Annotated in this window: 22 protein-coding genes, 2 tRNA genes and 1 pseudogene; 13 read left to right on the top strand and 12 right to left on the bottom strand. The window is 73.8% G+C overall.

The window, feature by feature from the left end; genetic code table 11:
- Positions 1 to 10: 10 nt before the first annotated feature.
- Positions 11 to 1357 (bottom strand): glycoside hydrolase family 15 protein, encoded by a 1347-nt coding sequence (locus ACNJ93_RS30105; RefSeq protein WP_418960612.1) that lies wholly within the window; start codon positions 1355 to 1357, stop codon positions 11 to 13.
- Positions 1358 to 1506: 149 nt separating this feature from the next.
- On the opposite strand from ACNJ93_RS30105, the gene ACNJ93_RS30100 reads away from it, so the two are divergent.
- From ACNJ93_RS30100 to ACNJ93_RS30075, 6 genes are all read left to right on the top strand, one after another.
- Positions 1507 to 4236 (top strand): LuxR C-terminal-related transcriptional regulator, encoded by a 2730-nt coding sequence (locus ACNJ93_RS30100; protein ID WP_418960611.1) that lies wholly within the window; start codon positions 1507 to 1509, stop codon positions 4234 to 4236.
- A 161-nt stretch (positions 4237 to 4397) separates the two neighbouring features.
- Positions 4398 to 4931, top strand: coding sequence for a hypothetical protein (locus tag ACNJ93_RS30095; protein WP_418960610.1), 534 nt, complete (start codon positions 4398 to 4400; stop codon positions 4929 to 4931).
- 63 nt (positions 4932 to 4994) lie between these two features.
- On the top strand, positions 4995 to 5192 hold the full coding sequence (locus ACNJ93_RS30090; protein ID WP_418960609.1) for a hypothetical protein: 198 nt from the start codon (positions 4995 to 4997) through the stop codon (positions 5190 to 5192).
- Between the two features lie 152 nt (positions 5193 to 5344).
- On the top strand, positions 5345 to 6682 hold the full coding sequence (locus tag ACNJ93_RS30085; protein ID WP_418960608.1) for a hypothetical protein: 1338 nt from the start codon (positions 5345 to 5347) through the stop codon (positions 6680 to 6682).
- Between the two features lie 160 nt (positions 6683 to 6842).
- The gene (locus ACNJ93_RS30080) at positions 6843 to 7304 is read left to right on the top strand and encodes an SHOCT domain-containing protein (RefSeq protein ID WP_418960607.1); all 462 of its coding nucleotides are present in this window, start codon (positions 6843 to 6845) and stop codon (positions 7302 to 7304) included.
- A 29-nt stretch (positions 7305 to 7333) separates the two neighbouring features.
- Positions 7334 to 7771 carry a DUF7144 family membrane protein gene (locus ACNJ93_RS30075; protein WP_418960606.1) on the top strand — a complete coding sequence of 146 codons (438 nt, stop codon included), beginning with the start codon at positions 7334 to 7336 and terminating at the stop codon, positions 7769 to 7771.
- A gap of 26 nt (positions 7772 to 7797) precedes the next feature.
- On the opposite strand, the gene ACNJ93_RS30070 is transcribed toward ACNJ93_RS30075, so the two are convergent.
- The 5 genes from ACNJ93_RS30070 to ACNJ93_RS30050 form a co-directional block, all read right to left on the bottom strand.
- The gene (locus ACNJ93_RS30070) at positions 7798 to 9012 is read right to left on the bottom strand and encodes a ribonuclease inhibitor (RefSeq protein WP_418960605.1); all 1215 of its coding nucleotides are present in this window, start codon (positions 9010 to 9012) and stop codon (positions 7798 to 7800) included.
- Positions 9009 to 10397, bottom strand: a complete 1389-nt coding sequence (locus tag ACNJ93_RS30065; protein WP_418961579.1) for an SDR family NAD(P)-dependent oxidoreductase — start codon at positions 10395 to 10397, stop codon at positions 9009 to 9011. Before ACNJ93_RS30065 ends, ACNJ93_RS30070 begins: the two co-directional genes overlap by 4 nt.
- A gap of 71 nt (positions 10398 to 10468) precedes the next feature.
- Positions 10469 to 10541 (bottom strand) — tRNA-Cys (locus tag ACNJ93_RS30060).
- A 6-nt stretch (positions 10542 to 10547) separates the two neighbouring features.
- Positions 10548 to 10619, bottom strand: a tRNA-Ala gene (locus ACNJ93_RS30055).
- A 36-nt stretch (positions 10620 to 10655) separates the two neighbouring features.
- Positions 10656 to 11123 (bottom strand): RrF2 family transcriptional regulator, encoded by a 468-nt coding sequence (locus ACNJ93_RS30050; protein WP_418960604.1) that lies wholly within the window; start codon positions 11121 to 11123, stop codon positions 10656 to 10658.
- Between the two features lie 188 nt (positions 11124 to 11311).
- Here ACNJ93_RS30050 and ACNJ93_RS30045 point away from each other — a divergent pair, with 188 nt between their 5' ends.
- Both ACNJ93_RS30045 and ACNJ93_RS30040 read left to right on the top strand, forming a co-directional pair.
- The gene (locus ACNJ93_RS30045) at positions 11312 to 13987 is read left to right on the top strand and encodes an FAD/NAD(P)-binding protein (RefSeq protein WP_418960603.1); all 2676 of its coding nucleotides are present in this window, start codon (positions 11312 to 11314) and stop codon (positions 13985 to 13987) included.
- Between the two features lie 154 nt (positions 13988 to 14141).
- A complete protein-coding gene (locus ACNJ93_RS30040; RefSeq protein WP_418960602.1) occupies positions 14142 to 15107 on the top strand; it encodes a pirin family protein in 966 nt (321 codons plus the stop codon).
- 129 nt (positions 15108 to 15236) lie between these two features.
- On the opposite strand, the pseudogene ACNJ93_RS30035 reads toward ACNJ93_RS30040, so the two are convergent.
- Positions 15237 to 15341: pseudogene (locus tag ACNJ93_RS30035) on the bottom strand (RidA family protein); the annotation flags it as partial.
- Positions 15342 to 15391: 50 nt separating this feature from the next.
- On the bottom strand, positions 15392 to 16255 hold the full coding sequence (locus ACNJ93_RS30030) for an NAD(P)-dependent oxidoreductase (RefSeq protein ID WP_418960601.1): 864 nt from the start codon (positions 16253 to 16255) through the stop codon (positions 15392 to 15394).
- Positions 16256 to 16403: 148 nt separating this feature from the next.
- On the opposite strand from ACNJ93_RS30030, the gene ACNJ93_RS30025 reads away from it, so the two are divergent.
- On the top strand, positions 16404 to 16928 hold the full coding sequence (locus ACNJ93_RS30025; RefSeq protein ID WP_418960600.1) for a CGNR zinc finger domain-containing protein: 525 nt from the start codon (positions 16404 to 16406) through the stop codon (positions 16926 to 16928).
- Positions 16929 to 17005: 77 nt separating this feature from the next.
- On the opposite strand, the gene ACNJ93_RS30020 is transcribed toward ACNJ93_RS30025, so the two are convergent.
- Both ACNJ93_RS30020 and ACNJ93_RS30015 read right to left on the bottom strand, forming a co-directional pair.
- A complete protein-coding gene (locus ACNJ93_RS30020; protein WP_418960599.1) occupies positions 17006 to 17875 on the bottom strand; it encodes an alpha/beta fold hydrolase in 870 nt (289 codons plus the stop codon).
- A gap of 249 nt (positions 17876 to 18124) precedes the next feature.
- A complete protein-coding gene (locus ACNJ93_RS30015) occupies positions 18125 to 18481 on the bottom strand; it encodes a winged helix-turn-helix transcriptional regulator (RefSeq protein WP_418960598.1) in 357 nt (118 codons plus the stop codon).
- A gap of 49 nt (positions 18482 to 18530) precedes the next feature.
- Here ACNJ93_RS30015 and ACNJ93_RS30010 point away from each other — a divergent pair, with 49 nt between their 5' ends.
- Entirely contained in the window at positions 18531 to 19451 is a 921-nt protein-coding gene (locus tag ACNJ93_RS30010; RefSeq protein ID WP_418960597.1) for an NAD(P)-dependent oxidoreductase, read from the top strand.
- A 126-nt stretch (positions 19452 to 19577) separates the two neighbouring features.
- Here the strand turns inward: ACNJ93_RS30010 and ACNJ93_RS30005 are convergent, their stop codons facing one another.
- Positions 19578 to 20003 carry a hypothetical protein gene (locus ACNJ93_RS30005; RefSeq protein WP_418960596.1) on the bottom strand — a complete coding sequence of 142 codons (426 nt, stop codon included), beginning with the start codon at positions 20001 to 20003 and terminating at the stop codon, positions 19578 to 19580.
- A 251-nt stretch (positions 20004 to 20254) separates the two neighbouring features.
- On the opposite strand from ACNJ93_RS30005, the gene ACNJ93_RS30000 reads away from it, so the two are divergent.
- The 3 genes from ACNJ93_RS30000 to ACNJ93_RS29990 all read left to right on the top strand — a co-directional run bounded on the left by ACNJ93_RS30000 (position 20255) and on the right by ACNJ93_RS29990 (position 22474).
- On the top strand, positions 20255 to 20848 hold the full coding sequence (locus ACNJ93_RS30000; protein ID WP_418960595.1) for a hypothetical protein: 594 nt from the start codon (positions 20255 to 20257) through the stop codon (positions 20846 to 20848).
- Entirely contained in the window at positions 20845 to 21987 is a 1143-nt protein-coding gene (locus ACNJ93_RS29995) for a peptidoglycan recognition protein (RefSeq protein ID WP_418960594.1), read from the top strand. Before ACNJ93_RS30000 ends, ACNJ93_RS29995 begins: the two co-directional genes overlap by 4 nt.
- Positions 21988 to 22126: 139 nt before the next feature.
- Positions 22127 to 22474 carry a tetratricopeptide repeat protein gene (locus tag ACNJ93_RS29990; protein ID WP_418960593.1) on the top strand — a complete coding sequence of 116 codons (348 nt, stop codon included), beginning with the start codon at positions 22127 to 22129 and terminating at the stop codon, positions 22472 to 22474.
- 49 nt (positions 22475 to 22523) lie between these two features.
- Here ACNJ93_RS29990 and ACNJ93_RS29985 read toward each other — a convergent pair whose 3' ends face one another.
- Positions 22524 to 24032 carry a PE-PGRS family protein gene (locus ACNJ93_RS29985; protein ID WP_418960592.1) on the bottom strand — a complete coding sequence of 503 codons (1509 nt, stop codon included), beginning with the start codon at positions 24030 to 24032 and terminating at the stop codon, positions 22524 to 22526.
- Positions 24033 to 24066: the final 34 nt, after the last annotated feature.

The raw sequence follows: 24066 nt of genomic DNA, 5'->3' as shown, positions 1-24066 counted from the left end.
CGGACGGCTCTCAGCCACCGGTCGGCGCCGTGCGAGGTCCGGCATCGGCCGGGGTCTCCGACGCGTCGAGCACGTCGTCCAGCGCCATGGCCGCGGCGATCAGCGCGAGGTGGGTGAACGCCTGGGGGAAGTTGCCGAGTTGTTCGCCGGACGGACCGATCTCCTCGGCGAACAGGCCCACGTGGTTCGCGTAGGTGAGCATCTTGTCGAAGGCGTAGCGGGCCTGTTCGATCCTGCCGGACCGGGCCAGCGCCTCGACGTAGAGGAAGCTGCACAGGTTGAAGGTGCCCTCCGAGCCCCGCAGCCCGTCCGGGGAGGCGGCGGGGTCGTACCGGTAGACGAGGCTGTCGCTGACCAGTTCCTCGCCCATCGCGTCGAGGGTGGTGAGCCAGCCCGGGTCGCGCGGGGAGAGGAAGCCGACCCTGGGCATCAGCAGCAGCGACGCGTCGAGGACGTCGGTCGCGTAGTGGTGCACGAACGCCTGGCGTTTCTCGCTCCAGCCGCGCTCGACGAGCTGACGGAAGACGGCGTCGCGGGCGCCGGTCCAGCGGGCGAGGTCGGCGGGCCGTGAGTGGGTGGTCGCCAGACGCAGGCCGCGGTCGAGGGCTACCCAGGTCATGAGCCTGCTGTGGGTGAAGTCCTGGCGCCCGCCGCGGGTTTCCCAGATTCCCTCGTCGGGCTGGTCCCAGTGGTCGACGAGCCAGTCGAGCCCGTCGCTGAACGCCTTCCAGCCGCGGATGGCGCCCATGTCGTCCCCCACGGAGAGGGCGTCGGCGGCCTCGCCGTAGATGTCCAGCTGGAGCTGGTCGGCCGCCGCGTTGCCGGCCCGCACGGGTGCCGAGGCCAGCTGCTGGACGGTCGGTTCCTCGCCGGCGGACGGCTCCACGGTGAGCCGGCAGTAGCCGCCGCGCTCGCTGTCCAGGAGCGAGGCGAAGACGCTCGGGGAGTCGAAGCGAGGAGTGCACCACCAGTGGATCGTTCCGCCGGCGGACACGAGCGCGGCCGTCTGGAGATCGCCGACCATGCCGTGGTCGGCGATCGGCGGATAAGCGTTCACGGTTCCTCCTTCGCCGGCGGGCGGTCCACTCGGACCCGGCCGCCCGGACCCGCCGCTCGGACCGGCCCCTCTGACCGGCTCGGGCCGGGCCGCTCGGTCCGGCCGCCCCGCCTCGGTCGTCGGCGGCGCGAGCCGGGCACTCGGCAACGCCACGCCCGGCTCGACCGGCCCACGCCCGGGCGGCTCGGGCGCCGGGCCGGACGCAGCGGAGACCGCTGAACGATCCGTCGCCCGATGAGCGACCGGGGCGACGGGGGCCCGCCCCTCTCCCAGCCTGCGCGCTGCGGCGGCGGGGCGCATGCCGGGAAGACGTCGGCTCAGGACCCCGGCCGGGGACGTACCTGCTGGTGAGAGGGCCGCGAGCCGATGCGCCGGGCACCGGTACGGAAAGGCTGGGAAGCTGGGACAGGACGCTCTGCACCAGACAGAACGCTGACGGAACGGCGGTGATGAGCGCCGTGGCCGAGAGGGAAGACCACCCCCGGGAACCGACCGCCCCCCGTGCCGATCCGGCCGGGCCCCTTGCCGATCCGGCCGCACCCCATGCCGATCCGCCCGGACCCCTTGCCGATCCCCTGGGGGACCCGTTCCTGCGCACCCGGTTCGCCCTCCCCGCACCGCCGACCGCCTTCCTGCGGCGGCAGCGGCTCGTCGACCACCTCGACCAGGCGCTCCGGACCCCGTTGACCCTGCTCAACGGCCCGGCGGGGGCGGGAAAGACCCTTCTGGCCGCCGACTGGGCCGCGGGGCTCCGCACGCCGGTCGCCTGGCTCACGGTCGAGCCGGGGGACCGGCGGCCCGGGGTGTTCTGGGCGTACGTCCTCCAGGCCCTGAGGGCGGGCGGCGCCCCGGTGTCCGGGGCGGTCGGGACGCCGGCGACCGCGGCCGGTGTGGACCACGGCATGCTCACGGCGCTGGCCGCCGAGCTGCACGACCGGGATCGTCCCGTGGTCCTCGTGCTCGACGACTACGACTGCGTGCCCGCTCCGGAAGTCGCGGAGCAGCTGGAGTTCGTGCTGCACCACGCCCGGCCGGGACTGCGCCTCGTCCTCGTCACCCGCACCGAACCGCTGCTGCCTTTGCACCGCCACCGGGCGGCCGGCGAGCTGACGGAGATCCGCGCCGCCGAGCTCGCGTTCACCCCCGAGGAGGCCGCCGCCCTCCTCGACCTGCACGGCCTGGACCTGCCGGCCCCGGCTTCGCGCGCCCTGGTGCAACGGACCCGGGGCTGGGCCGCCGGCCTGCGCCTCTTCGCGCTGGCCGCGCGGGAGAGCGCCGACCCGGAGCGGTACCTGAAGGAGTTCGAGGCGGGTCACAGCACGGTCGCGGACTTCCTGCTCGCCGAGGTCCTCAAGGGCCGGACGGAGGAGACGCAGGACCTCCTGCTGCGGGTCAGCATTCTGGAGCGCTTCTGTCCCGACCTGGCCGACGCCCTGACGCTCCGGAACGACGCCGAGCCCCTGCTCGCCGGGCTGCACCGGGACAACGCCTTCGTCGAGCACCTCGGGCACGGGTGGTACCAACTCCACCCGCTGTTCGCGGAGATACTGCGGGCGCACCTGCGCGAGCGACTGCCGGGGGTCGAGCCCGAGCTGCACCGGCGGGCCGCGCACTGGATGGCGCGCGAGGGGCTCCTGCCGGAGACCCTCGCCCACGGCGCCGCAGCCGAGGACTGGGACCTCGCCGCCGGCGCCCTCGTCGACGACCTGGCCATCGGCCAGCTCTTCACCGGCATGCGCACGGACGACCTGACCGAGCTGTTCTCCCGTATGGGGCCCGAGGCGAGGAGTCCCGCGACGGACCTCGTGCGCGCCGCCCGTGACCTGTCCCGCTGCGATCTCCCCCACGGTCTGGCCCATCTGCGCCACGCCGCGGAGCGCATGTCCGACGACGCGGCCGCCCGGCTGAGCTGTGCGCTCCTGGAAGCGCTGGCGGCGCGGCTCACCGGCTGCCCGCCCCGGGGCGAGCGGGCGGCCGAGGCCGCCGACGTCCTGCGGCAGGAGATTCCGGCGCACCTCCTGGAGAAGCATCCCGAACTGACCGCTCTGCTGTGGACGCATCTGGGGTCGGCGCAGCTGTGGGCCGGGCAGTTCGACGACGCGCACGACGCCCTGGCCGCCGCGGCCGGGACCACGGGAGGAGCCGCCACCGTACTCCCCCGGCAGGAGGCGATGGGACACCTGGCGCTGCTCGACTATCTCAACGGCTGGCTCGACCGGGCGGAGCGCAAGGCCCTGGCGGCCGTGTCCGAGGCGGAGCGGGCGGGCCTGCCGCGGCCGCCGGGCTCCGGCATCGAGCGGCTGGTCCTGGCCGCCGTGGCCGTCGACCGCCATGAGCTGAGCCGGGCGCAGGCCCTCCTGGACGAGACCGCGCGGCTTCCCTCGGGGACGCGCGATCCGGTGCCCGCCGCGGGGCGCGCGCTCGTCACCGCACGTCTGCTGCTGGCGAGGGGCAAGGGCCGGGCCGCCGTCGAGGCGGCGGACCCGGCCGTCTCCGCCGTCATGCCCTCCCCCTGGGCGGCGGGCCACGAGGCGCTCGTCGCCTCCGCCGTCCACCTCGCCGAGGGACGGCCGGACGAAGCCGCCGCGCAGCTGGGCGAGGTGACGGCGGATCAGCCGATGTGGGCCGCGGAGGCCGCGGCGATCCAGCTCGCCGCAGGGCGTCCCGAGACGGCCGTCGACCTGCTCGACCACATCCGCAGCGACGGACGGACCGGTCCGGCGGTGACGGTGACGGCGGCCCTGGCGCGCGCCCGGGCCGCGGTGCGCGCGGGAGATCCGGCCACCGCCCAGCGGCTGGTCGGGCGGGCGCTTCTCGACGCCCGGCGCGAGCGGCTGCGGCGTCCCTTCCTCGACGCGGGCCCGTGGATCCGGCCCCTGCTGGCCTCGGCGCCGCTGCACGAGCTCGCGGCGGGCTGGCTCGTTCCGGGTCGGCCCCGTGGCGACGAGGCCGTCACGAGGGAGGCGGATGCCTCGACGCTCGTCGCCGTGGAGCTCAGCGGACGCGAGCACGACGTGCTGGAACGGCTGGCCCGGATGATGTCGACGGAGGAGATCGCCGCGGACCTCTACGTGTCGGCGAACACGGTGAAGACCCACCTCAAGAGCGTCTACCGGAAGCTCGCCGTGAACCGGCGCAGTGACGCGGTGCACCGCGCGCGCGACCTGGGGCTTTTGTGAGGACCCTCGGCGCGGGGCCGCCGACGGGCACCCTCCGGTTCCGCCCCTTCCCCCGTGGCGGGTGAGGTGCGGGGGGCTCGTTCGTGGCCGAATGGTCCGAGGGCCGGTACGGACGGCCACGGTGACCGGCCACCGCACCCCGCGCGAGAAGGGAGCCGCAGGTGTCCAGAACCGGCGCGACCACGACCCGCAGGGAAATCCGGGCCGAGCGCCGGGCCGAACGCCGCGCCCACGCGGACTACACGGGCGGCGTCTACGGTTCCATGCTCGCGGCCTCCGTGGTGCTCGGCGCCGGCTCGCTGGGCGATTTTCCCCGCTTCGAACTGGTGCTGCTGCTCCTGCTGACGAGCGTGGTGTTCTGGGTCGCGCACGTGCACGCCCAGTTGTTCGGGGCGCGTCTGGCGCAGCGGGTGCCGGACCGTCGTGTGGTGCTGCGCGTGTGCCGTGACGAGTGGCCGATCGTCAACGCCTCGCTGCCGCCGGCCGCCGCGGTGGCCGTCAGCCCGCTCCTGGGCCTGGACGTCCGCGGCGCCCTGTGGCTGGCCCTCGCCGTCGCCGTGGCCGGGCAGGTGGGGTGGTCCGTGGCCGCGGCGTACCGGGCCGGCGCCTCGAGGCGGCTGACGGCCGTCACGGCATCGGTCAATCTGGTGCTCGGCCTGCTGATCGTCGGTCTCAAGCTCGTTCTGACGCATTGAGCGCGGAGAGGATCGGAGGGACGGACAGGGCCGACCACCGGACAGCCTGTGAGGGGACAGCTGGTGCGCTACGAGATCCGAGTCGAGGGACACCTGTCGGAAACGCTGGTCAAGGCCTTCCCGGAACTGGGCCACGTGGTGATCTGCGGCCAGACGGTGCTGTTCGGCCCCGTGGTGGACGAGGCGCATCTGTACGGACTGCTGGCGCGCTGCCAGTCGCTGGGACTGCGCGTCGTGGAGATGCGGCCGCTCCCGGAGTGACCGGCGCCGTCGGGGACGGATCACCCGCCGCGGGTGATCCGTGCTGGATGACGCGGGTGACGCTGGAGGGGTCGGCCTTCCGCACAAGGAGGAGTCATGACCATGTCGCCTGAGCCCGTGCCGCGCACGGACCGGCAAGGAAGTCGGCAGCCATGAACCCGGCGACGGCCCCGGAGCCGGGCGGCGGCGCGGGCGCGCGGCACGCCTTGACGGCCGAGGAACGAGCGGAGTACGAACGGCTGCGCCGCCACACGGCGGTGCGCCACCGGCGGCTGCGCAGGGCCGGCTCCGTGGTCCTCCTCCTGCTCGCGCTGCTGCTGGCGCCCCTGGCCGTCGTGGCGGCCTGGGTCCAGGACACGGTGTCCGACACCGACCGTTACGTGGCGACGGTGGCCCCGCTGGCGTCCGAGCCTCCGGTCCAGGAGGTCGTGATCAACCGGCTCACGGACCGCGTGGTGGCGAACGTGGACGTCGCGGCGGTGACGGACGCGCTCACCAAGGCGCTCCAGGACGCCGGGGCGCCTCCTCGGGCCGTGGACGCCGCCGAGGCCCTCGAAGGACCGCTCCGCAATGCCGTCACGACCGTCGTCGACCGTACGGTCACCCGCGTGATCACCGGCGACGCCTTCCAGCAGGTGTGGGAGGGCGCCAACCGCCGCTCGCACGCCGCGGTGATGAACATGCTCACCGGTGAGCGCGACGGCGCCCTGCGCGCCGACGGCGGGACCGTCCGGCTGGACGTGGGCGAGGTCGTCGACCAGGTCCAGGAACGGCTCGTCGACGCCGGCTTCGAGAAGGCCGCCGCCATCCCCGACACCGACCGGACGATCACCCTGTTCGAGACGGAACAGCTCGGCAAGGCCCAGGACGCCATGCGCCTGCTGGACATCGTCGGCGTCTGGCTGCCCGTCCTGGCCGTGGTGCTCGCCGGGCTCGCCGTGTGGACGGCTCCGGCGCACCGGGTGATGCTGATGGTCACGGCGACCGGATTCGCCGTGATGATGGTGCTGCTCCTCGTCGCGCTCGCCGTCATGAGGCGGGTCTACCTGGACTCTGTCCCGCCCACGGCGCTGCCGCCCGACGCGGCCGCGGCGATCTTCGACACGTTCGTGCGCTTCCTGAAGGACAGCACGCGCACCCTGCTGATCGTGTCGGTGATCACGGCCCTGGTCGCCTACCTGTACGGCCCCGGACGCCCCGCCCGAGCCGTCCGCGCGACGACGGACCGGGGGACGACGGCCGCCGGCCGGGCACTGCGCCGCGCCGGAGTGCGCACCGGTTCCACCGGGCACTGGCTGGCGGGCCACCGGGCGTGGACCACCGGCGGCGTCATCGCGGCCGCGGTGCTCACGCTGGTGCTCTGGAACCATCCCACCGTCGGAGTGGTGGCGCTGGTCGTCGGCGTCTCCGTGGCGGTGCTGCTGCTCCTGGCCGTGTGCGCGGCCGCCGCCGGGCCCGACGACCGGACGGCACACGGGGCGCCGTCGTGAGGGGCGCGACGGTGAAGCGCGGGTGCCCCGGCACGCTCACTCACCCGTGCCGGGTGAGGCCCGCGGCCCGTGCTGCGGGCACCCTGAAGGCGTCACAGCGCCGATGCCGCGGCGACGCCCGGCGCGGATGCCGTGCCGACGCCCGGAACGGAGAACGGACATGACCGGACAGACCTATCTGGCGTACGACTTCCCGCTGCTGAGCGCCTTCTGGACCATGCTGTGGTTCTTCCTGTGGATCCTCTGGTTCATCCTGCTCTTCCGGATCATCACGGACATCTTCCGTGACGACCGGCTGAACGGGTGGGCGAAGGCCGGCTGGCTCGTGTTCTGCATTCTCCTGCCCTTCCTGGGCGTGTTCGTCTACGTGATCGCCCGCGGCAAGAACATGGGCCGCCGGGAGATCGCCCAAGCACGCGCACAGCAGGAGCAGTTCGACGCCTACATCAGGGACACCGCAGGCGGGGGCCGCACCAGCAGCGTGGACGAACTCGCCAGGCTGGCCGAGATCCGGGACCGGGGCGACATCACGGACGAGGAGTTCCAGAAGGCGAAGCAACTGGTCCTGAGCGGCCACGGTCCGGCGGGCTCCGGCTCGACGGCCCGCCCCTCCGGCACGTGAACGTCCGCCCACGAGAAACGAGGCCCACGATGACCACGACACCCACCCGGCCCGCGTACACGGCGAAGCAGAGCTGGGCCACCGGCCTGACGGCCTTCGCCGCCGTGATGCTCCTCCTCGTCGGCGTGCTCGACATCTTCCGGGGCATCATGGCCATCGCCGAGGACGACGTCTTCGTCACCACACGCAGCTACGTGTTCGAGTTCGACCTCACCAGCTGGGGCTGGATCCACCTCGTCCTGGGTGTGATCGCCGTGATCGTCAGCCTGGGGCTGTTCAAGGCCGCGGTCTGGGCGCGCGTCGCGGGCGTGGCCATCGCCGCGCTCGTCATCATCGCGAACTTCCTCTCCGTGCCGTACCACCCGGTGTGGTCGATCCTGATGATCGCCTTCTCGGGCTTCGTCATCTGGGCCCTGTGCGTCGTCCCGCGCGGTGACCTGCTCGACACCCCGACGCGCGGCATGTGAGGAACCACCCCGCCCGACTCAGGGTGTCAGTCCGCGTCCGGCTCCTCGGGCGCGGACTGCGCGGTGCGGTGGACGCTGTGGACGGCCCGGACGTCCTCCGGGACCGCGGGGGGCGGGACCGAGGCGCAGTGCTGTTCCAGGCGGCGGCGGATGCTGGTGGCGATGCCCTTGCCGAGGACGTAGCGGGTGGGGGTAGCGGCTCGGGGGGCCGTGTCGAGAAGGCGGTGGGCCTCGCGGCTGCGGAGCCCGGTGTGGGCGAGGACCAGGTGGGTCAGCCGGTGTGCGCGGGCGGTCAGGGCCTCGCCGATGGCGGTCGTGGCGGCGAGGTCCAGATGGTTGTCCGCCGCGCCCAGGGTGCCCGCGGCGCGGACCCGGCCGAGGTCCAGGAGTTCGACGCCCGCGCCCGCCGCGGCCGCGACCAGGCGGGCGGCGGCCTGCGGGCCGATGCCGTTGCTGGCGACGGAGAGCCGCGTGGTCCGGCCGTACGGGGCGCGCTCCAGGGCCCGTGCGAGGAGCAGCGCCCCCTCGTCGCCCAACCGGGCCGCCGACACGTACAGTTCGCCGATCGCGCCGGCGGCGAGGAGCGCGGCCAGCGGGGCGGCGCCGGTACGGCCGAGTGCGTTGCCGCCGACGAAGAGGCGCTCGATGCGGCGGCCGTCGGAGGCGGCCGTGAGCAGCGCCTCGGCGAGCACGGCGAGCCCCGCCGGGTCGAGGCCGGTCTGCACGAGGTCCAGGGTGCGCAGCTCGGACGCGGCGGCGACGAGGTCGGCGGCGGCCCGGCCGCCGCCCGGGCCGAGCGGGTTGCGCTTGAGCCAGACGCCGCGGACGACGTGCTCCGAGGCGCGCAGTCCGTCGGCGATCCGGCAGGCGCCGCCCGCCGTGATGCCGTTGCAGCCGAGATACAGCGTCTCCACCCCGGCGCCCACGGTGCGCTCGGCGACCCCGGCCGCGCCGTCGTCGCCGAGCCCGTCGGTGCCGAGCAGCAGATGCCGGACGCGGGGCGGGCCGGCGGTGTCGCCGAGGGCCTCGGCGATCAGCGCGGCGCCCTCCGGGCCGAGGGCCTGCTTGCACAGGTCGAGCCGCCCGTCGGGCATCGCCGTCCCGGCCGGGAAGTCGAGCCGCCGGTCGGCGGCCGCGCCCCCGCGCAGCCAGTCGAGCAGCGGCGCGAGTTCGGCCACGGACCGCGGCACCACCGCGGGCACGCCCGCGAAGGGCGCGTCGGTGCGCTCCGGCTCGTTCACCACTCCGCCTCCTGGTAGTCCTTCAAGAACACGCCGGCGACCGGCGCGCCCGCCTCGCCGCGCACGATCGGGTCGTAGACGCGCGCCGCGCCGTCGACGATGTCGAGCGGGGTGCGGAAGCCCGAGTCGGCGATGCGGTTCTTCTTCGGCAGCGGGTTCTCGTCGGTGATCCAGCCGGTGTCGACGGCGCACATGTGGACGCCCTGCTGGGCGAGTTCCGGTCCGCTGGTGCGGGTCAGCATGTTGAGCGCGGCCTTGGCCATGTTGGTGTGCGGGTGGCCGGCCGTCTTGCGGCGGGCGGCGAACCGGCCCTCCACCGCGGTGACGTTGACGACGTACCGGTTGGGCCGGGGCGAGGCGAGCAGCAGCGGCAGCAGCCGGTCGACCAGCAGGGCGGGCGCGAGCGCGTTGACGAGCTGGGTCTCCAGGAGCTCGGCCGGATCGAGCGAACCGAGCTTCGCGGACCAGGAGTTGACCGGGGCGTGGTCGGGCAGCAGGCCCGCCTCGTCGGCCTCCTGCAGGACGAGCGCCAGCGCGCCGCCCGCGGCCGGAGCCTCCAGGGCGCGCATCGGCGCGTACCCGGGGGCGTGCCAGACGCCCGGCGGCAGGGCGTCGGTCTCGCCGGCGGCGAGCAGCGCGTACGACTCGGGCGGCCGGCGCACGGTCTGGGCGGCGTTGTTGACGAGGATGTCGAGCGGCCGGCCCTCCTCGCGGAGCCGTTCGCAGAGGCCGAGGACCTGCCGCGGGTCGCGCAGGTCGACGGCGACGACGGTGAGCCGGTCGAGCCACGCCGCCGCGCTGCCGGGTTCGGCGCGGAACCGGCGCAGGGTGTCGTGCGGGAAGCGGGAGGTGACGAGGAGTTCCGCACCGTCACGGAGCATCATCAGCGCCAACTGGAAGCCGATCTTGACCCGGCCGCCGGTGAGCAGGGCGCGGCGGCCGGTGAGGTCGGTGCTCAGGGAGCGGCGGGCCGTGTTGTCGGCGGCACAGCCCGGGCAGAGCAGGTGGTAGAAGCCGTCGGCCTGTCGATAGAACGACTTGCAGACGTAGCACCGCCGGGGCCGCTCGTAGACGCCGCCTTCCCCGCCCTGGTCGGGCGTCAGCGGAGCGTCCTCGCGGCGGGCGACCGCGCCGGTGGCGGTGGCCGCGGCGACGGCGGCGTCGGCCTCGGTCCGGGCGGCCTTGAGGGACTTGCGGCGACGGGTCCGGCCGTCGCGCGCGAAGGACGCGGCGACCTGCTCGGCGCGGAGCCGGACCGGGTCGTCCGCGGGCAGGGCGCGCAGGCGGGCGACCGTACGGTCGAAGGCGGCGAGTTCCTCGTCGCTTATGTGCGCCGTGTCCGGACCGTCGGGCTCCGGGGCCGGGGCGATGTGCCCCCTGTCCATGTGCTCCGTGTCCCGGCCGTTGTGCTCCATGTCCGTGTCCCCGCCCCGCCCCGCCTCATGTACCGCCCCCGTGGTCCCGGCCGGATTCGAACCGGCGTGTCCCGTCTTTGCAAGACGGTGCGACTGCCTCTGCGCTACAGGACCGGGCTGCCCGGACGGTCGGATTCGAACCGACGTAGCCGACTTGCGAAATCGGAGCGCCTGCCTCTGCGCGACGTCCGGACAGTGCCGGAGATCATATCGTCGGTCCGGGCCGGTTCAGCGCGACGGGTACGTGCGGGGGTCGTCGTCGTACGCGCGGGCGCGCTCGCGGACCAGGTCGGGCAGCTCGCCGGAGGCCAGGTCGGCCAGGGTGGTGCCCTCCAGGACCTGGCGCAGGCTCGTGCGCACGGCGCGCCAGACGTCGGGGAGCGGGGCCGCGGCTCCGGGGTACTCGAGGCCGGTGAGCTTGAGGTCCCGGACGCTGACCAGGGGGCCGTCCATGGCGCGGATGACGTCGGCGAGGGTGATCTCGGCGGGCGGGCGGGCCAGCATGTAGCCGCCCTCGGGGCCGCGTTCGCTGCGGACGAGCCGGGCCTGGCGCAGTTCGCTGAGGACGACGAAGAGGAAGCGCACCGGGATGTCCTGGGCGCCGGCGACGTCCTCCGCCTTCCGGGGCCGCTCGGGGGACCGGGCGAGCTCCGCCATGGCCCGTACCGCGTAGTCCGTGCGCGCTGAGATCCTCACGGGCTCAATGTCTCACGGTTGGCGGGAAATGACGGACGCGGTGCGGCGGGCTTGTCTCTTCACATTGTTCATCGAGATAGTGAACTTCCCGGGCGCACGTCGTCCCCGCCCCGATTCCGGAGGTTCAGGTGGTTCCCGAGGTCCCCGAGTGTCCCGAGGCTTCTCCGTCGGCCGCGACCGGCCGCTCCGTGACCGCCGCGACCGCCCGGCCCGTCGTCGCCGTGGTCGGCGCGGGCGCCGCCGGGGCGCTGGTGGCCGTCCAGCTCTGCGAGACCGCCGCGCGACGCCGGACCCCGCTGGAGCTGGTGCTGATCGACCCCGCGCCGGAGGCCGGCCGGGGCGTCGCGTACGCCACGGAGGTCCCGGAGCACCGGCTCAACGTGCCGGTGGGCGGGATGAGTTGCTACCCGGACGATCCCGGCCATTTTCGGCGCTGGCTCTGCCGTCACGGCGAATCGACCGTCACCGCGGGCGACTTCGCGCCACGCCACCGCTTCGGCTCGTACCTCGCCGACACCCTGGGCCGGGCGATCATCACGGCCACCGGCACGGTCGCCGTGCGCCGGCTGCGCACCACCGCGACGCGCTGCGCCGCCCGCGGCACCGGCTTCGTCCTGGACCTCGCCGACGGCACCACCCTGGACGCCGACAGCGTGGTCCTGGCCACCGGCCCCGCGCCCGGCACGTCGTCCTGGGCGCCCCCGGAGCTGCGCGCCTCCGACCGGTTCGTCGCCCGCCCCTGGGCGCCGGGCGCCCTGGACGCGGTCGGTGACAGGGAAGACGTGCTGCTCGTCGGTGCGGGGCTGACCGCCGTCGACCTCGCCCTCGTCCTGGACCGGCCCGGCCGCACCGTGCACACCCTCTCCCGCAGCGGACTGCTCCCCCGGCCGCACGCCGTCGCCCCGCTCCCGCCGGTCCCGGTGCCGGACGGTCTGGCCGGGCTGCCGCTGGCCCGGCTGCGCGCGGTGCTGCGCCGCCATCTGGCCGCCTCGATGCGCGAGCACGGCGACTGGCGGCCCGCGATGGACGGCCTGCGCCCGCACATCGCGGCGCTCTGGGAGGGCCTGAACGACGACGAGCGGGCCGAGTTCCTGGGCCGCGACGCCACCCTCTGGAACGTCCACCGACACCGGATGGCCCCGACCACGGCCGAGGCGATCGCCCGGATCAGGGCGGCGCACCGGCTGCGGGTGCACGCCGGCCGGGTCGCGGGCGTCCGGCCGCTGGAAGACGGGCGGCTGGCCGTCTCCCTCGCCGACGGCCGCGAACTGCGGGTCGGCCGCGTGGTGGACTGCACCGGTCCGGGCCTGCGCGCGGACCGCGATCCGCTGTGGGCCGGGCTGCTCGCCGAGGGGCTCGCCGTCCCCGGCCCCCTGGGCATCGGCGTGGCCACGGACGGCGGCCGCCTGACGGACGCCGCAGGGAGTTCGGCGCGTCCGCTGTTCACGCTCGGCGCGCCCCGGCGGGGCGAGCTGTGGGAGACCACCGCGATCCCCGAGATCCGGGCCCAGGCCCGGGAAGTCGCCGAGGCGGTGCTCGCCCCGTCCGCCGCCCGGGTACGGCCGGTCCGCCGCCGGCCCACCGACCAGTTCGGGCTGCCGCTGTCCACGCACGCGGCGGCCGCGGCCGCGTACCGCTCCGGGCTCGGGCGGGTGGTGACGGTACGGGCCAAGGCCGCGGAGTCCTTCGTACGGGCGGTCGAACTCGACCCCGGCTTCGCGCTCGGGCACGCGGCGCTGGCGCTGCTCGGGCACGAGTGCGGCGCGGACGTCGACGTGCCCCGGGCGCTGGCCGACGCGCGGCGCGCCGCGAAGGAGCGCGGCGACGAGCGGGAGCGGTCCTTCGTCGAGGTGGTCGGCCGGCGGATCGGCGCCGACGACGGCGACCGGGCCCTCGTCGAGCACCTGGACCGGTACCCGGGCGACGCGCTGGCGTTGAGCACCGCGGTCCCGACGATCGCGTTCTCGGGCGTCGGCGACCTGGACGACAACCTGGCGCAGCGGCTGGTGGAGCGGACGGCGTCCGCGTACGACGGGCACTGGTTCCACACCTCGCTGCGGGCCTTCCTGCTGCAGGAGGAGGGACGGATCGACGAGGCCGGCGTCCTCGCCCGCGAGGCGCTGGCGGCGGAACCGGCCTCCGGGCACGCGGTGCACGCGCTGGCCCATGTCCACTACGAGTCCGGCGACCACCACGCGGGCCGCGACTGGCTGGACGGCTGGATCTCCGGGCACGGGCGCGGGGCGGTCCACCGGGCGCACTTCTCCTGGCACGTGGCCCTGCACGAACTGGCCCTGGACGACTCGGAGGCGGTGCGCCGCCGCTGGTTCGCCCAGCTCGCGCCGCGGCGGGTCAACGGGGTGCGGGCGCTGGTGGATTCGGGTTCGCTGCTGTGGCGGGCGCGGATGTGCCGCACCTGGCAGGGCCGGATGCCGGTCGACCACGTCCTCGACGCGGTGGCGGCGGATCTCGTCGAGCGCCCGGCCACCGCGTTCACGGCGCTGCACAGCGCGGTCGCCCTGACCGCGGCCGGCGACCTCGCGGCCCTGCGCCGGCTGCGCCGGCACGCGGCGGGCGCGGACGAGGTCCAGCGCGAGGTCGTCGCCCCGCTGTGCGCGGCCCTGGAGGCGGTCCTGGAGGAGCGCTGGCCGGAGGCGGTCCGCGGGCTGCGCGCCCTGCTGCCGACGCTGCGCCGGGTCGGCGGCAGCGCGGCGCAGCGGGAGGTGGTCGAGGAGACCCTGCTGTACGCCCTGGTCGAGTCGGGCCAGAGCGACGCGGCCCGCCACCTCCTGCGCACCCGCCTGGACCGCCGCGACTCGCCCCTGGACACCCGCCGTCTGGCGGCGCTCGGCGCCGGGCACTGAGGCGGTCGCGGGTCGCCGCCACTGGTGTCGGGTCCCGGCGGCTGACGGCAGGGCCGACGGGAGAGCACCCTCCGAGTACCCGCCCGGCCCGGCTCCGGACGTTTCACCCGCGAAAACGGACGGACGCCGGGCCCGGGCCGACTAGGTTGGGGTCATGAGCAACCTTGACCGTCAGCCCACGCCCAGCGTCTGCGGCGGACGTGGCTTCGTCGTCGCCGAGCCGGTACGGGAACTCCTGAGCCCGCGCCACGTCAAGCTCGGCGAGTCGACCGAGGTGCGCCGGCTGCTGCCCAACCTCGGCCGGCGCATGGTCGGCGCGTGGGCGTTCGTCGACCACTACGGTCCCGACGACATCGCGGACGAGCCCGGCATGCAGGTCCCGCCCCATCCGCACATGGGCCTGCAGACCGTCAGCTGGCTGCACGAGGGCGAGGTGCTGCACCGCGACAGCACCGGCAGCCTGCAGACCATCCGGCCGCGCGAACTGGGCCTGATGACCTCGGGCCGGGCGATCTCCCACTCGGAGGAGAGCCCCCGCTCCCACGCCCGCTTCCTGCACGGCGCGCAGCTCTGGGTGGCGCTGCCGGACGCCCACCGGCACGTCGAGCCGCACTTCCAGCACCACGCGGACCTGCCGACCGTCGCCGCGCCCGGTCTGACGGCCACCGTCATCCTGGGCGAGCTGGACGGCGCCCGCTCCCCCGGCCACACGTACAGCCCGATCGTCGGCGCCGATCTGGCGCTGGCCGCGGGCACGGAGACCGCGCTGCCGCTGGAGCCGGACTTCGAGTACGCGGTCCTGGCCATGTCCGGCGAGGCCCGCGTCGACGACGTCCCGGTGCTGCCCGGTTCGATGCTCTACCTCGGCTGCGGCCGCACCGAACTCCCGCTGCGCGCGGTCTCGGACGCGGGCCTGATGCTGCTCGGCGGCGAACCGTTCGAGGAGGAGCTCATCATGTGGTGGAACTTCATCGGCCGCAGCCAGCAGGAGATCGAGCAGGCCCGCGAGGACTGGCAGACCGGCACCCGCTTCGGCGAGGTCAAGGGCTACGACGGCGCCCCGCTGACCGCCCCCGAACTTCCGCCGGTCCCGCTGAAGCCCCGCGGCCGCGTGCGCTGACCTGCCGTTCCCTCGCCGCGTGGACGGGCGCGGCCCGTACGAACTCCGGCCGCGCCCCGGCACCCCGCACCTCCGCACGGGGCCCCGGGGCGCGGCCGCGGCATGTCCGGGGCCCTGGGACCGGCTCTGATCGAGCACGGCGGCGACGGCTTCGATCTCCACGAGCTGGCCGTCATAGCCGAGCACGGTGACACCCATCAAGGTGCTGGGCACGTCGTGGCCGCCGAACGCGTCTTCGGGTCCGGCCGGCCCCGGGTCCGGCTCGCGCCGTTGGTCGTCGGGGGTCACCGCGGCTGCTGTTCCGCGATGACCGCCCAGTCGTCCGCCCCGCGACCGTCGGCGACGGCCGCGTCGAAGACGTCCGCCAGCAGTCGACCGATCGGGAGAGGAATGCCCTGGTCGGTCGCGGCGTCGAGCGCGAGGTGGAGGTCCTTGCGGCCCAGGACGGTGGTGAATCCGGCCGGCTGGTAGCGCCGTTCGGCGATCATCGACCCGTAGCCGGTGTAGACGGCTCCCGGGAAGAGCGTGGACGTCAGCAGCTCGACCAACTGCCCGGAGTCGACGCCGGCGCCCTCCGCGAGGCTGACGGCCTCGCCCAGCGACTGGATCGCGCAGGCGATCAGGTAGTTCCCGAGGATCTTCACGATGTTGGCCTGATCCGGACGGTCGCCCAGTCGCCAGGTCCGCGAGCCGATCACGTCGAAGAACGGCTGCACCCGGTCGAGCAACGCATCCTCCCCGGCCGCAAGGACGTTGAGCGCTCCGGCCTCGGCGACCGGAACACGGCCGAAGACCGGTGCCGCGACATAGCCGACACCATGCTCGGCGTGTGCCGCAGCCGCCCGGCGGGCCAGACCGGTGCTCACCGTGGCGAGGTTGACGTGAACGGTCCCGCCCGGGGTCCGAGCGAGGACACCGGAGTCGAGGAACGTCTCGGCGACGGCCCGGTCGTCGGACAGGACCGAGAAGACCACGGGCGCCCGCATGGCCTCGGCCACCGAGGCGGCACGCCGGGCGCCCACCGCGACCAGTTCGTCCGCGGGCCCGTCGGAGCGGTTCCACACCACGACGTCGTGGCCGGCCTGCACGAGGTTGCGCGCGATGGGCCGCCCCATGGCTCCCAGACCGATGACCGCAATGCTGCTCACGCCGAGCACCCCTTCCGTTGAACCGTCTGAAGCGGTTCAAGGGTGCCACGGAGTTACGATCACAGCGAACCGTCCGAAGCGGTTCGGCGCGTGTGGTCGCTCGCTGCGGAGGCTGGAAATGACGGAGGACGTACGTCGTGTGTTCCGGATGGACAACGAGGTCCTCGCATTCCGGTTCACCGCCACCGTCACCGATCGCGCCGGCCGGACGCCGAGGGAGCGGCTGACCGATCCCGCACGGCTGAAGATGTGGCTGGGGGCCACGGGGCTCGACGTCGCAGACGTGTCGCCGTCCGACCTGGGGCGCGCCGTCGAACTGCGCGAGGCGGTCTACCGCGTCGGGTCGGCGCTCGCCGCAGGGGAACCGCCGGAATCCGAGGACGTCCACACCCTCAACACGTTCGCTGCCGCCGGCCACGCGAAGGCTGTGCTGGAACACGAGGGCGCCGGGTGGCACTTGACGGAGACGACTCCCGTCGCCGACGCCCTCGGGGTCCTGGCCACGGATGCCATCCGCATCCTCGGGGGCCCCGACCGGAGCCGCATCAAGAACTGCGAAGGCCCGGGATGCTCGGGGTTGTTCCTCGACACCAGCCGCGGAGCCAACCGCCGTTGGTGCTCGATGAACACCTGCGGCAACAAGGTCAAGAAGTCACGCCTCAACGCGCGCTGACCGGCGGGGCCGCGAACGCGCCTGCGGCGCGGGTCGGCCATCGACGGATGGCCGACCCGCGCCGCAGGGAGGGGTGATCAGCGAGCCAGGAAAGCGAGGATGCGCTCGTTGACCTCGTCCGGCTTCTCGGAGAGGAGGAAGTGGCCCGCGCCCTCGATCATGGCGCCGTCCGATCCCGGCGGCAGCATGGCGACGAGCTCGGCGAGCGTCTCCGCGTCGACCACGGGGTCCTCGGTTCCGTGGAGGTAGAGGGTGGGCTGGGAGGGCAGCTTGTCCAGGACCCGGATCATCTCCCAGTCCGGGGTGCCGAATGTCGAGGCCGGGAAGTTCTGCCGGTAGAGCTCCAGGCCGAGGTGGAGCCTCTCCGGCGTGTTGAGTCCCTCCTTCATCGCCTTGCGGTCCTCGGTGGAGTCGTAGCCGGGGACGGTCCCCGTCCAGTGGTTCCAGAGCCAGTCGAGGTAGGCGAGGTTGTCGGCCGCGACGAGCTGGTCGGCTATGGCCATCTGGAAGAAGTAGAAGTGGACGTACCGCTCGATCCGCTCGGGATCGGCGCTGTTGCGGTCGTAGAACTCCAGGGGCGGGACGTCGTTGACGACCACCTTGGCCCACCGCTCGGGCGCGGCCGCCGCGGCGCCCCAGGCGGTGAAGCCTCCCCAGTCGTGCCCGATCAGGACCGCGTCGGAGCCGCCACCGAGCGCCTCGTGCAGACCGTTGGCGTCGGCGATCAGGTCGGGAAGGCGCATGCTGCCGTCCGACGGCACCTGCGACGGGGCGAACCCACGCATGGTGGGGACCACGCCGCGGTATCCGGCCTCGGCGAGCGCGGGCAGGAGGTACCGGTACAGCCGGGGCGTGTCGAAGCCGTGCAGCATCAGGACGAGCGGCCCCTCTCCCGCCTCGACGTAGGCCAGGTCCAGGCCGTTGACGGTGATCCGCTTGTGTTCCATCGTCAGCTCCTCGTTTTCGAGAACCACTAAAAAGAACGTTCTAACGAGCCGGAAGCTAGCACGGCGTTCACGTGATCCACAAGCTAGAACGAGCGATCTATCCAGCAGGCGTTCATGCAGCCTCCGACCGCCGGCGCCCGGCCGAGTACCCACTTTTTTGTGGGTACTTGTGGCTGCCTCGCCGCACGGAGAGGCTGAGGGGGCGCGATCGGTACGGCACAGGGCCGGCGGAGACCGGAAGGGGAGGGTTCAGAGCGCCTGTTGTTCCTGCGCCGCGGCAAGACTGTCGAGTCGACGGTGACCCCAGTCGGCCAGCGGGGCCAGCGCCTCGGACAGTTCACGGCCGAACTCGGTCAGCGAGTACACGGTCTTCAAGGGCAGTACGTCGTGCACCTCGCGGTGCACCAGCCCGTCGGTTTCCATCTCACGCAGGGCGTGGGTCAGCACCTTCTCGCTGAGGCCCGGAAGCCGTCGGCGTAGTTCACCGGGGCGGTGGGGACCGGATTCCAGGGCCCAGAGCAGCCCGGTCTTCCACTTGCCGTCGATCACCGCGATGGCGGCGGTCACTCCGCACACGTTCACGTCCGTAGCCCGACTGCGCGTCATTGTCATCCCGTTTTTTCGTATGTGTTATCAAAGCAAGGAGAGTTGAGGCATGTCCTCGTACACACAAGAGTCTGCCGTGACCGTGCTCGGACTGGGGCCCATGGGCCGCGCACTGGCGGGAGCCTTCCTGGACGCGGGGCTGCGGACGACCGTCTGGAACCGCACTGCGGGGAAGGACCGTGACCTGGTGGAGCGGGGAGCGGCGGGAGCGGCGTCCGCCGCCGAGGCCGTCGCGGCCAGTGAGCTGGTCGTGGTGTGCGTCGTGAACTACGACGCGGCGGACGCCGTCCTGCGCCACCCGGACGTGACGGCGGCCCTCAAGGGCCGGACCGTGCTGAACCTGACGGCGGACGTCCCGGACCGGGCGAGGGACAGCGCAGCCTGGGCGGCCGACCACGGCATCGCCTACCTGGACGGCGCGATCATGACTCCTGCGGCCACCATCGGAACACCCGCCGCGGTGTTCCTGTACAGCGGTCCGGAGGAGACCCACCAGCGGTACCGGTCGTCGCTGGCGGCGCTCGGCGGTACCCACACCCACCTGGGCGAGGAGATCGGCCGGGCCGCGGCCCACGACGTCGCGCTGCTCGACATCTTCTGGACGGCGATGGCCGGTTACGCCCACGCTCTGGCCGTGGCGCAGGCCGAGGGGATCACCCCGCGGGAACTGGCGCCCTTCGCCAAGGGGATCGGCGAGATCCTCCCGCCGATCTTCGAAGAGTGCGCGGAGGAGATGGCCGCCGGCACCTTCTCCGGGGACGGCAACCCGATCACGTCGGCGGTGTCGTCCATGGCCCACATCGTGCACACCTCGGAGCAGCGCGGCATCGACGCCGGCGTGATGCGTGCCGCGGAGGGGCAGGCCCGCCGTGCCATCGGCCTGGGCCACGGCGCCGACGGGTTCATCAGGGTCGCCGACCTGCTGGCGAGGCAGGCCCGCGCGGGCACCGCGGGGAAGTCCGCCGAGTAATCGGGAAAGGGCAAGGCCAAGAGCCGCCCGGCACCTCGTGGAGGTGCCGGGCGGCTACGGCGTGCACCACCCTCTCCGGCTCATTCGCCTTTGTGGCGAAGGGGCCGGATCAGGGCGTCACGGTGCTCAGTTGCACGGCGGAACGTAGTGGCCCTTGTCCACGATGGTCGTGCCGGAGGAGTTCTTCATCGTGGAGACGGCCCACAGACACACGCCCTCCGGGCGGCGGACCGGGCCGGCGTAGTACTGGAAGTAGCCGGCGTCGGTGACGCAGCCCGAGTTGTAGCTGTCGCAGAGCTTGATGGACATCCACTTGGTCTGGCCGTAGTAGATCCCCTGGGCGACGAGGTTGACGCACATGTACGAGCCCTCGTCGTGGTAGTACGTCTTGGCCGCCAGGCGGCCCGCCGAGTCGTACCAGCTGTTCGACGCGAAGGCGGTGCCGTTGCAGCCGTTGGCCGCGGCGGCAGGCTGCGCCGGCAGTGCGACGACGGAGCCCGCTGCCAGGGCGAGCACCGCGAAGAGCTGGACGATCCGTGCGCGCAACGTCATCTGAGAACTCCCCAATACCGGGCGGGTCGCAATCCCGCGCCACCATTCCTGCATACCGGGGCGGATTTCTAATCAGGAATCCGATGCCCCGTCAACCCCGCAGACAATTCGGGCAGTTCCCAGGCCGCAGTGGCGAATGGTCCGTTTTCTTCTTCCTGTTGCCACACTCCGATCGGCTGGTGTAGAACCGGGCGGATTTACTCGCCGGCACAAGCGTGTCCGGGAAATACACGCCGAACGAAAGCCTGACGATGCCTACGAGCGAAACCCCCGAAACGGCCGGCACCGCCGACGCGGCCGGCACGGCCGACGCGCCGGACGCCACCGGCAAGGCCGACGCGGCCGACCCGGTCGTTCCCGAGCACGACGAGGCCGACGCCGGCGCGGCCGAACGGCGGTCCGACCGGCGCGCCGTGGCCGCCGTCGTCGGCGCGCTGCTCCTCGCCACCGGCGGACTCGTCGGCTACGGACTGCTCGACGGCTCCGCCGACGAGCCCGAACGGCAGGCCGTGCCGACCACCGCCGTGACGTACGAGGTGCTCGGCTCGGGCACCGCCGACATCACGTACCTCGGCGACGGCGAGGCCGCCCGCGCCGGCAAGGCCGACGTCGCCCGGAACGCGCGTCTGCCCTGGCGGAAGACCGTCCAGGTACCGCACGGCAGGCAGCCGCTCGTGAGCCTGACCCTCGGCGCGAAGGGCGGCCAGGCCACCTGCAAGCTCGCCGTCGGCGGCAAGCACGTCCAGCTCTCCTCGGCCACCGGCGCCTTCGGCCGCGCCACATGCAGCAGCGAACTCTCCGCTCCGGAAGGCGCGGTCACCACTCCTGGAGGCGACACCCGATGACGCACGCCCCGCGCCGCATACCCCTGGCCGCCCCGGCCGCCGCCCTGACGGCCGCGGCCCTGGTCGCCGCGCTCGGCCCGGCGGGGCCCGCGTCGTCCGCGGAGCAGGCCCATCAGGCCGCCGCCGACCGCGGGTCGGTGCACAGCATCGCCCTGCCCGCCTCGCACGGTGACGTGCGCGAACTGCCCGCCCGCCGCACCGCGCCGTTCAGCATGCTCGGCCTCACCTGGACCGACTCCCGGGCGCAGCTCGGGGGCACCGCGCAGGTCCGCGTCCGCGACCGCGCCACCGGCGCGTGGTCCGCCTGGCGGGACCTGGAGACGGACGTCCGTACGCCGGAGACCGGCCCGGACAGCACCGCCGCCGGCGTACGCGCGGGCACCCAGCCGCTGTGGACCGGGCCGTCCGACGGCGTCCAGGCGCGGGTGCGCGACGCCTCCGGACGGACGTCCGGCCTGCCGGCCGGGCTGCGGCTCGAACTGGTCGACCCGACGCCCGCGGCGCCGACGCCCACCGTCACGGTCGCGGGCAGCGCGACCGCCGCCCCCGCCCCGCAGCCCGCCGTCCTCCCCCGCTCCGCCTGGGGCGCCGACGAGTCCCTGGTCAAGGACCCGGCGACGTACACCAAGGAGACCAAGGCGGTCTTCGTCCACCACACCGCCGGCACCAACGCCTACACCTGCGCCGAGTCCCCCTCGATCGTGAACGGGATCTTCCTCTACCACGTGCAGGGCCAGGGCTGGAACGACATCGGCTACCACTTCCTGGTCGACAAGTGCGGCACGGTCTTCGAGGGCCGCGCGGGCGGCATCGACCGGCCGGTGCTCGGCGCGCAGACGTACGGCTTCAACACCGACACCGCCGGTGTCGCCGTGCTCGGCAACTACAACGACGCGACGAGCACCCCCGAGGTGCGCGAGGCGGTCGCGGGGGTCGCCGCCTGGAAGCTGGGGCTGTACGGCTACGACCCGGCGTCCACGGTGGTCATGACCGCCGCCGCCTCGAACGGCAAGTACACGGCCGGCCAGCAGGTGACCTTCGACCGGATCTCCGGCCACCGCGACGGCTACCCGACCGAGTGCCCGGGGAACAACCTGTACGCGGACCTGCCGGCGATCCGCACCCTCGCGGTGAGCTGAGGGACCTCAGGGCCGACCACGACCTCGGGGCCGCCCCGGACCTCGGGTTGGTGGAATCTTCAAGCGTCATCCCTTGTTGTGCGGGGTGCCGGGCCACGAGAGACCCGGCACCACGACGACACGCAGTGAGGGAGCGCCGGTGAGCGACACCGCGTACTACGAGTTCGGGACGGCCGCCGAGCGCTGGGACCGGGCGCAGCTGTTCTTCGAGGCGAAGGAGTACCTCACGGCGGCCCGGATCCTGCGCGGCCTGGTGGACGAGGCGCCGGAGCAGACGGCGCAGCGGCTGCTGCTGGCGCGCGCGTACTACCACTCGGCCCAGCTCGGCCGGGCGGAGACCGAGCTGCGGGCGATCCTCGACCGCGACCCGGTGGAGTCGTACGCGCGGCTGATGCTGGGTCGCACCCTGGAGCGCCAGGGGCGGGCCGCCGAGGCGGCCCCGCACCTGCGGATGGCGGCGGCGATGGCGGGCGAGTTCACCGACTGACGCCGCCCGGCGACGACCCGGCCGACACCGCCGGCGGCGACCGGGGCCGTCAGGGCCCCGTCGCCGCCAGGTCGATCATGCGGTGCATGACCGGGCCGGGGATCGACGGGTTCCGGGGCGCCGTCGGGATGCCGTGGCCCTCCGGTTCGCGCAGCAGACCGATCAGCACCGGCACGGGCAGCGCCGGGTGCAGGGTCGCGAGCATCCGGATGCCCTCGTCCGCGTCGTCCAGAAGCCGGACGGCGGACTCCGGCGAGAGCCGCGGGTCCTCCGCCGCCCGTCGCCGGACCTCGTCGTCCGGATCGAGGGCGAACCGCTCGACCAGCTCGGGCGTGGATTCCGGGTCGTCGAGGGCCAGCTGCCGCATCCGCGGGCTCGGGTCGTCGGCGTACCGGAGCAGTCCGGCGCGCGGGAAGTTCGGGTGGGTGCGCGGGCGGCCCGGCTTGGAGAGGCTGCCGGTCCACCACTGCCAGACCTCCAGCAGCATGTCGGCGGGCGCGTCGTCGCAGGACTCGGCGAGGAAGAGCCGGACGACCCGGTCCTCGTCCCGCGCCAGCCGCTCCACGACGTCGGCCGGCAGCCGCTTCGCGCGCGCGACGGCGCTGCGCAGCACGGGGTGGACGGAGCCGGCGAGCCGGCGCATCTCGTCGGGGTCGTCGTGCCGTTCCGTGACCCACGGGACGTCGAGCCGCATGCCGTCGGGGTCGAAGTCCGCCGGAATGAGGGCGGCGCGCCGCTCCTCGTCGAGATCCGGGCGCAGGGAGACGGCGAGCCGCACGGAGTGGTCCGGGTCCTCGGCGAGCATCGCGATCACGTCGGCGTCCAGGTCCGGGGTGAGGGCGAGGGCCCGGCGGGCGTTGTCGTCGCCCGTGCGGGCCACCTCCACGGCGACGTCGTGTTCGAGTCGGCATGTCGCTTTCAGCGCGCCCGGGACCTCGAGGGAGGCGTACACGGAGCGCGGCATCGGGTGGTCCCGGTGGTGGGCGAGCAGCGCGGCCGTACGGACGCGGTCGTGCGGGTCGGCGAGCAGGGCCTCGCGCTGCTGTGGCGTGAGGTGCGGCCAGGCCCGCGCGCAGGCCGCCTGACGCACCATCCATATCGGGTCGGTGGTGAGCGCGACCAGCAGCGGTCCGGGGAAGCCCGGCAGGCCGACGGCCGCGCCTCGGACGCCGGGCGCGGGATCGGCGGCCAGCCGTTCGTGCGCCTCGGGCGGCAGCCGCACCTCCCACGCCACCGCCTGGGTCACGAACCGCCCGCGGACGCGGAAGTTGGGTTCGTCGAGGACCAGCGCCGTCCACTGCTCGGTGGTCAGCACCGGCTGCCATTCCGCGAGCCGGCTGCGGATCTTGTAATTGGGATGGGCGACCGCCGCCGCGAAGACCTCGTCCGACACCGCGCACGGCAGGAAGCCGTCCATGCCGTAGCCGAGCAGCCGGACCAGTACGTCGTCCGGCGCTCCCCCGTTGAACCCCAGCCCCTCCAGCCACCCGTAGCGCACCCGCCACGGCAGGTCCGCTCCCCCCTCGAACAGGGCTTCCCACTCCGCGTAGTCGTTCACGCGGCCATCATCCCCTACCGGCGCTGCACCTTTC

The sequence above is a fragment of the Streptomyces tritici genome, assembly GCF_048500665.1.
Taxonomy (GTDB): Bacteria; Actinomycetota; Actinomycetes; order Streptomycetales; family Streptomycetaceae; genus Streptomyces; species Streptomyces tritici.
Note: the sequence above shows the minus strand (reverse complement) of the source record. Positions and strands in the feature narration are given on the sequence as shown.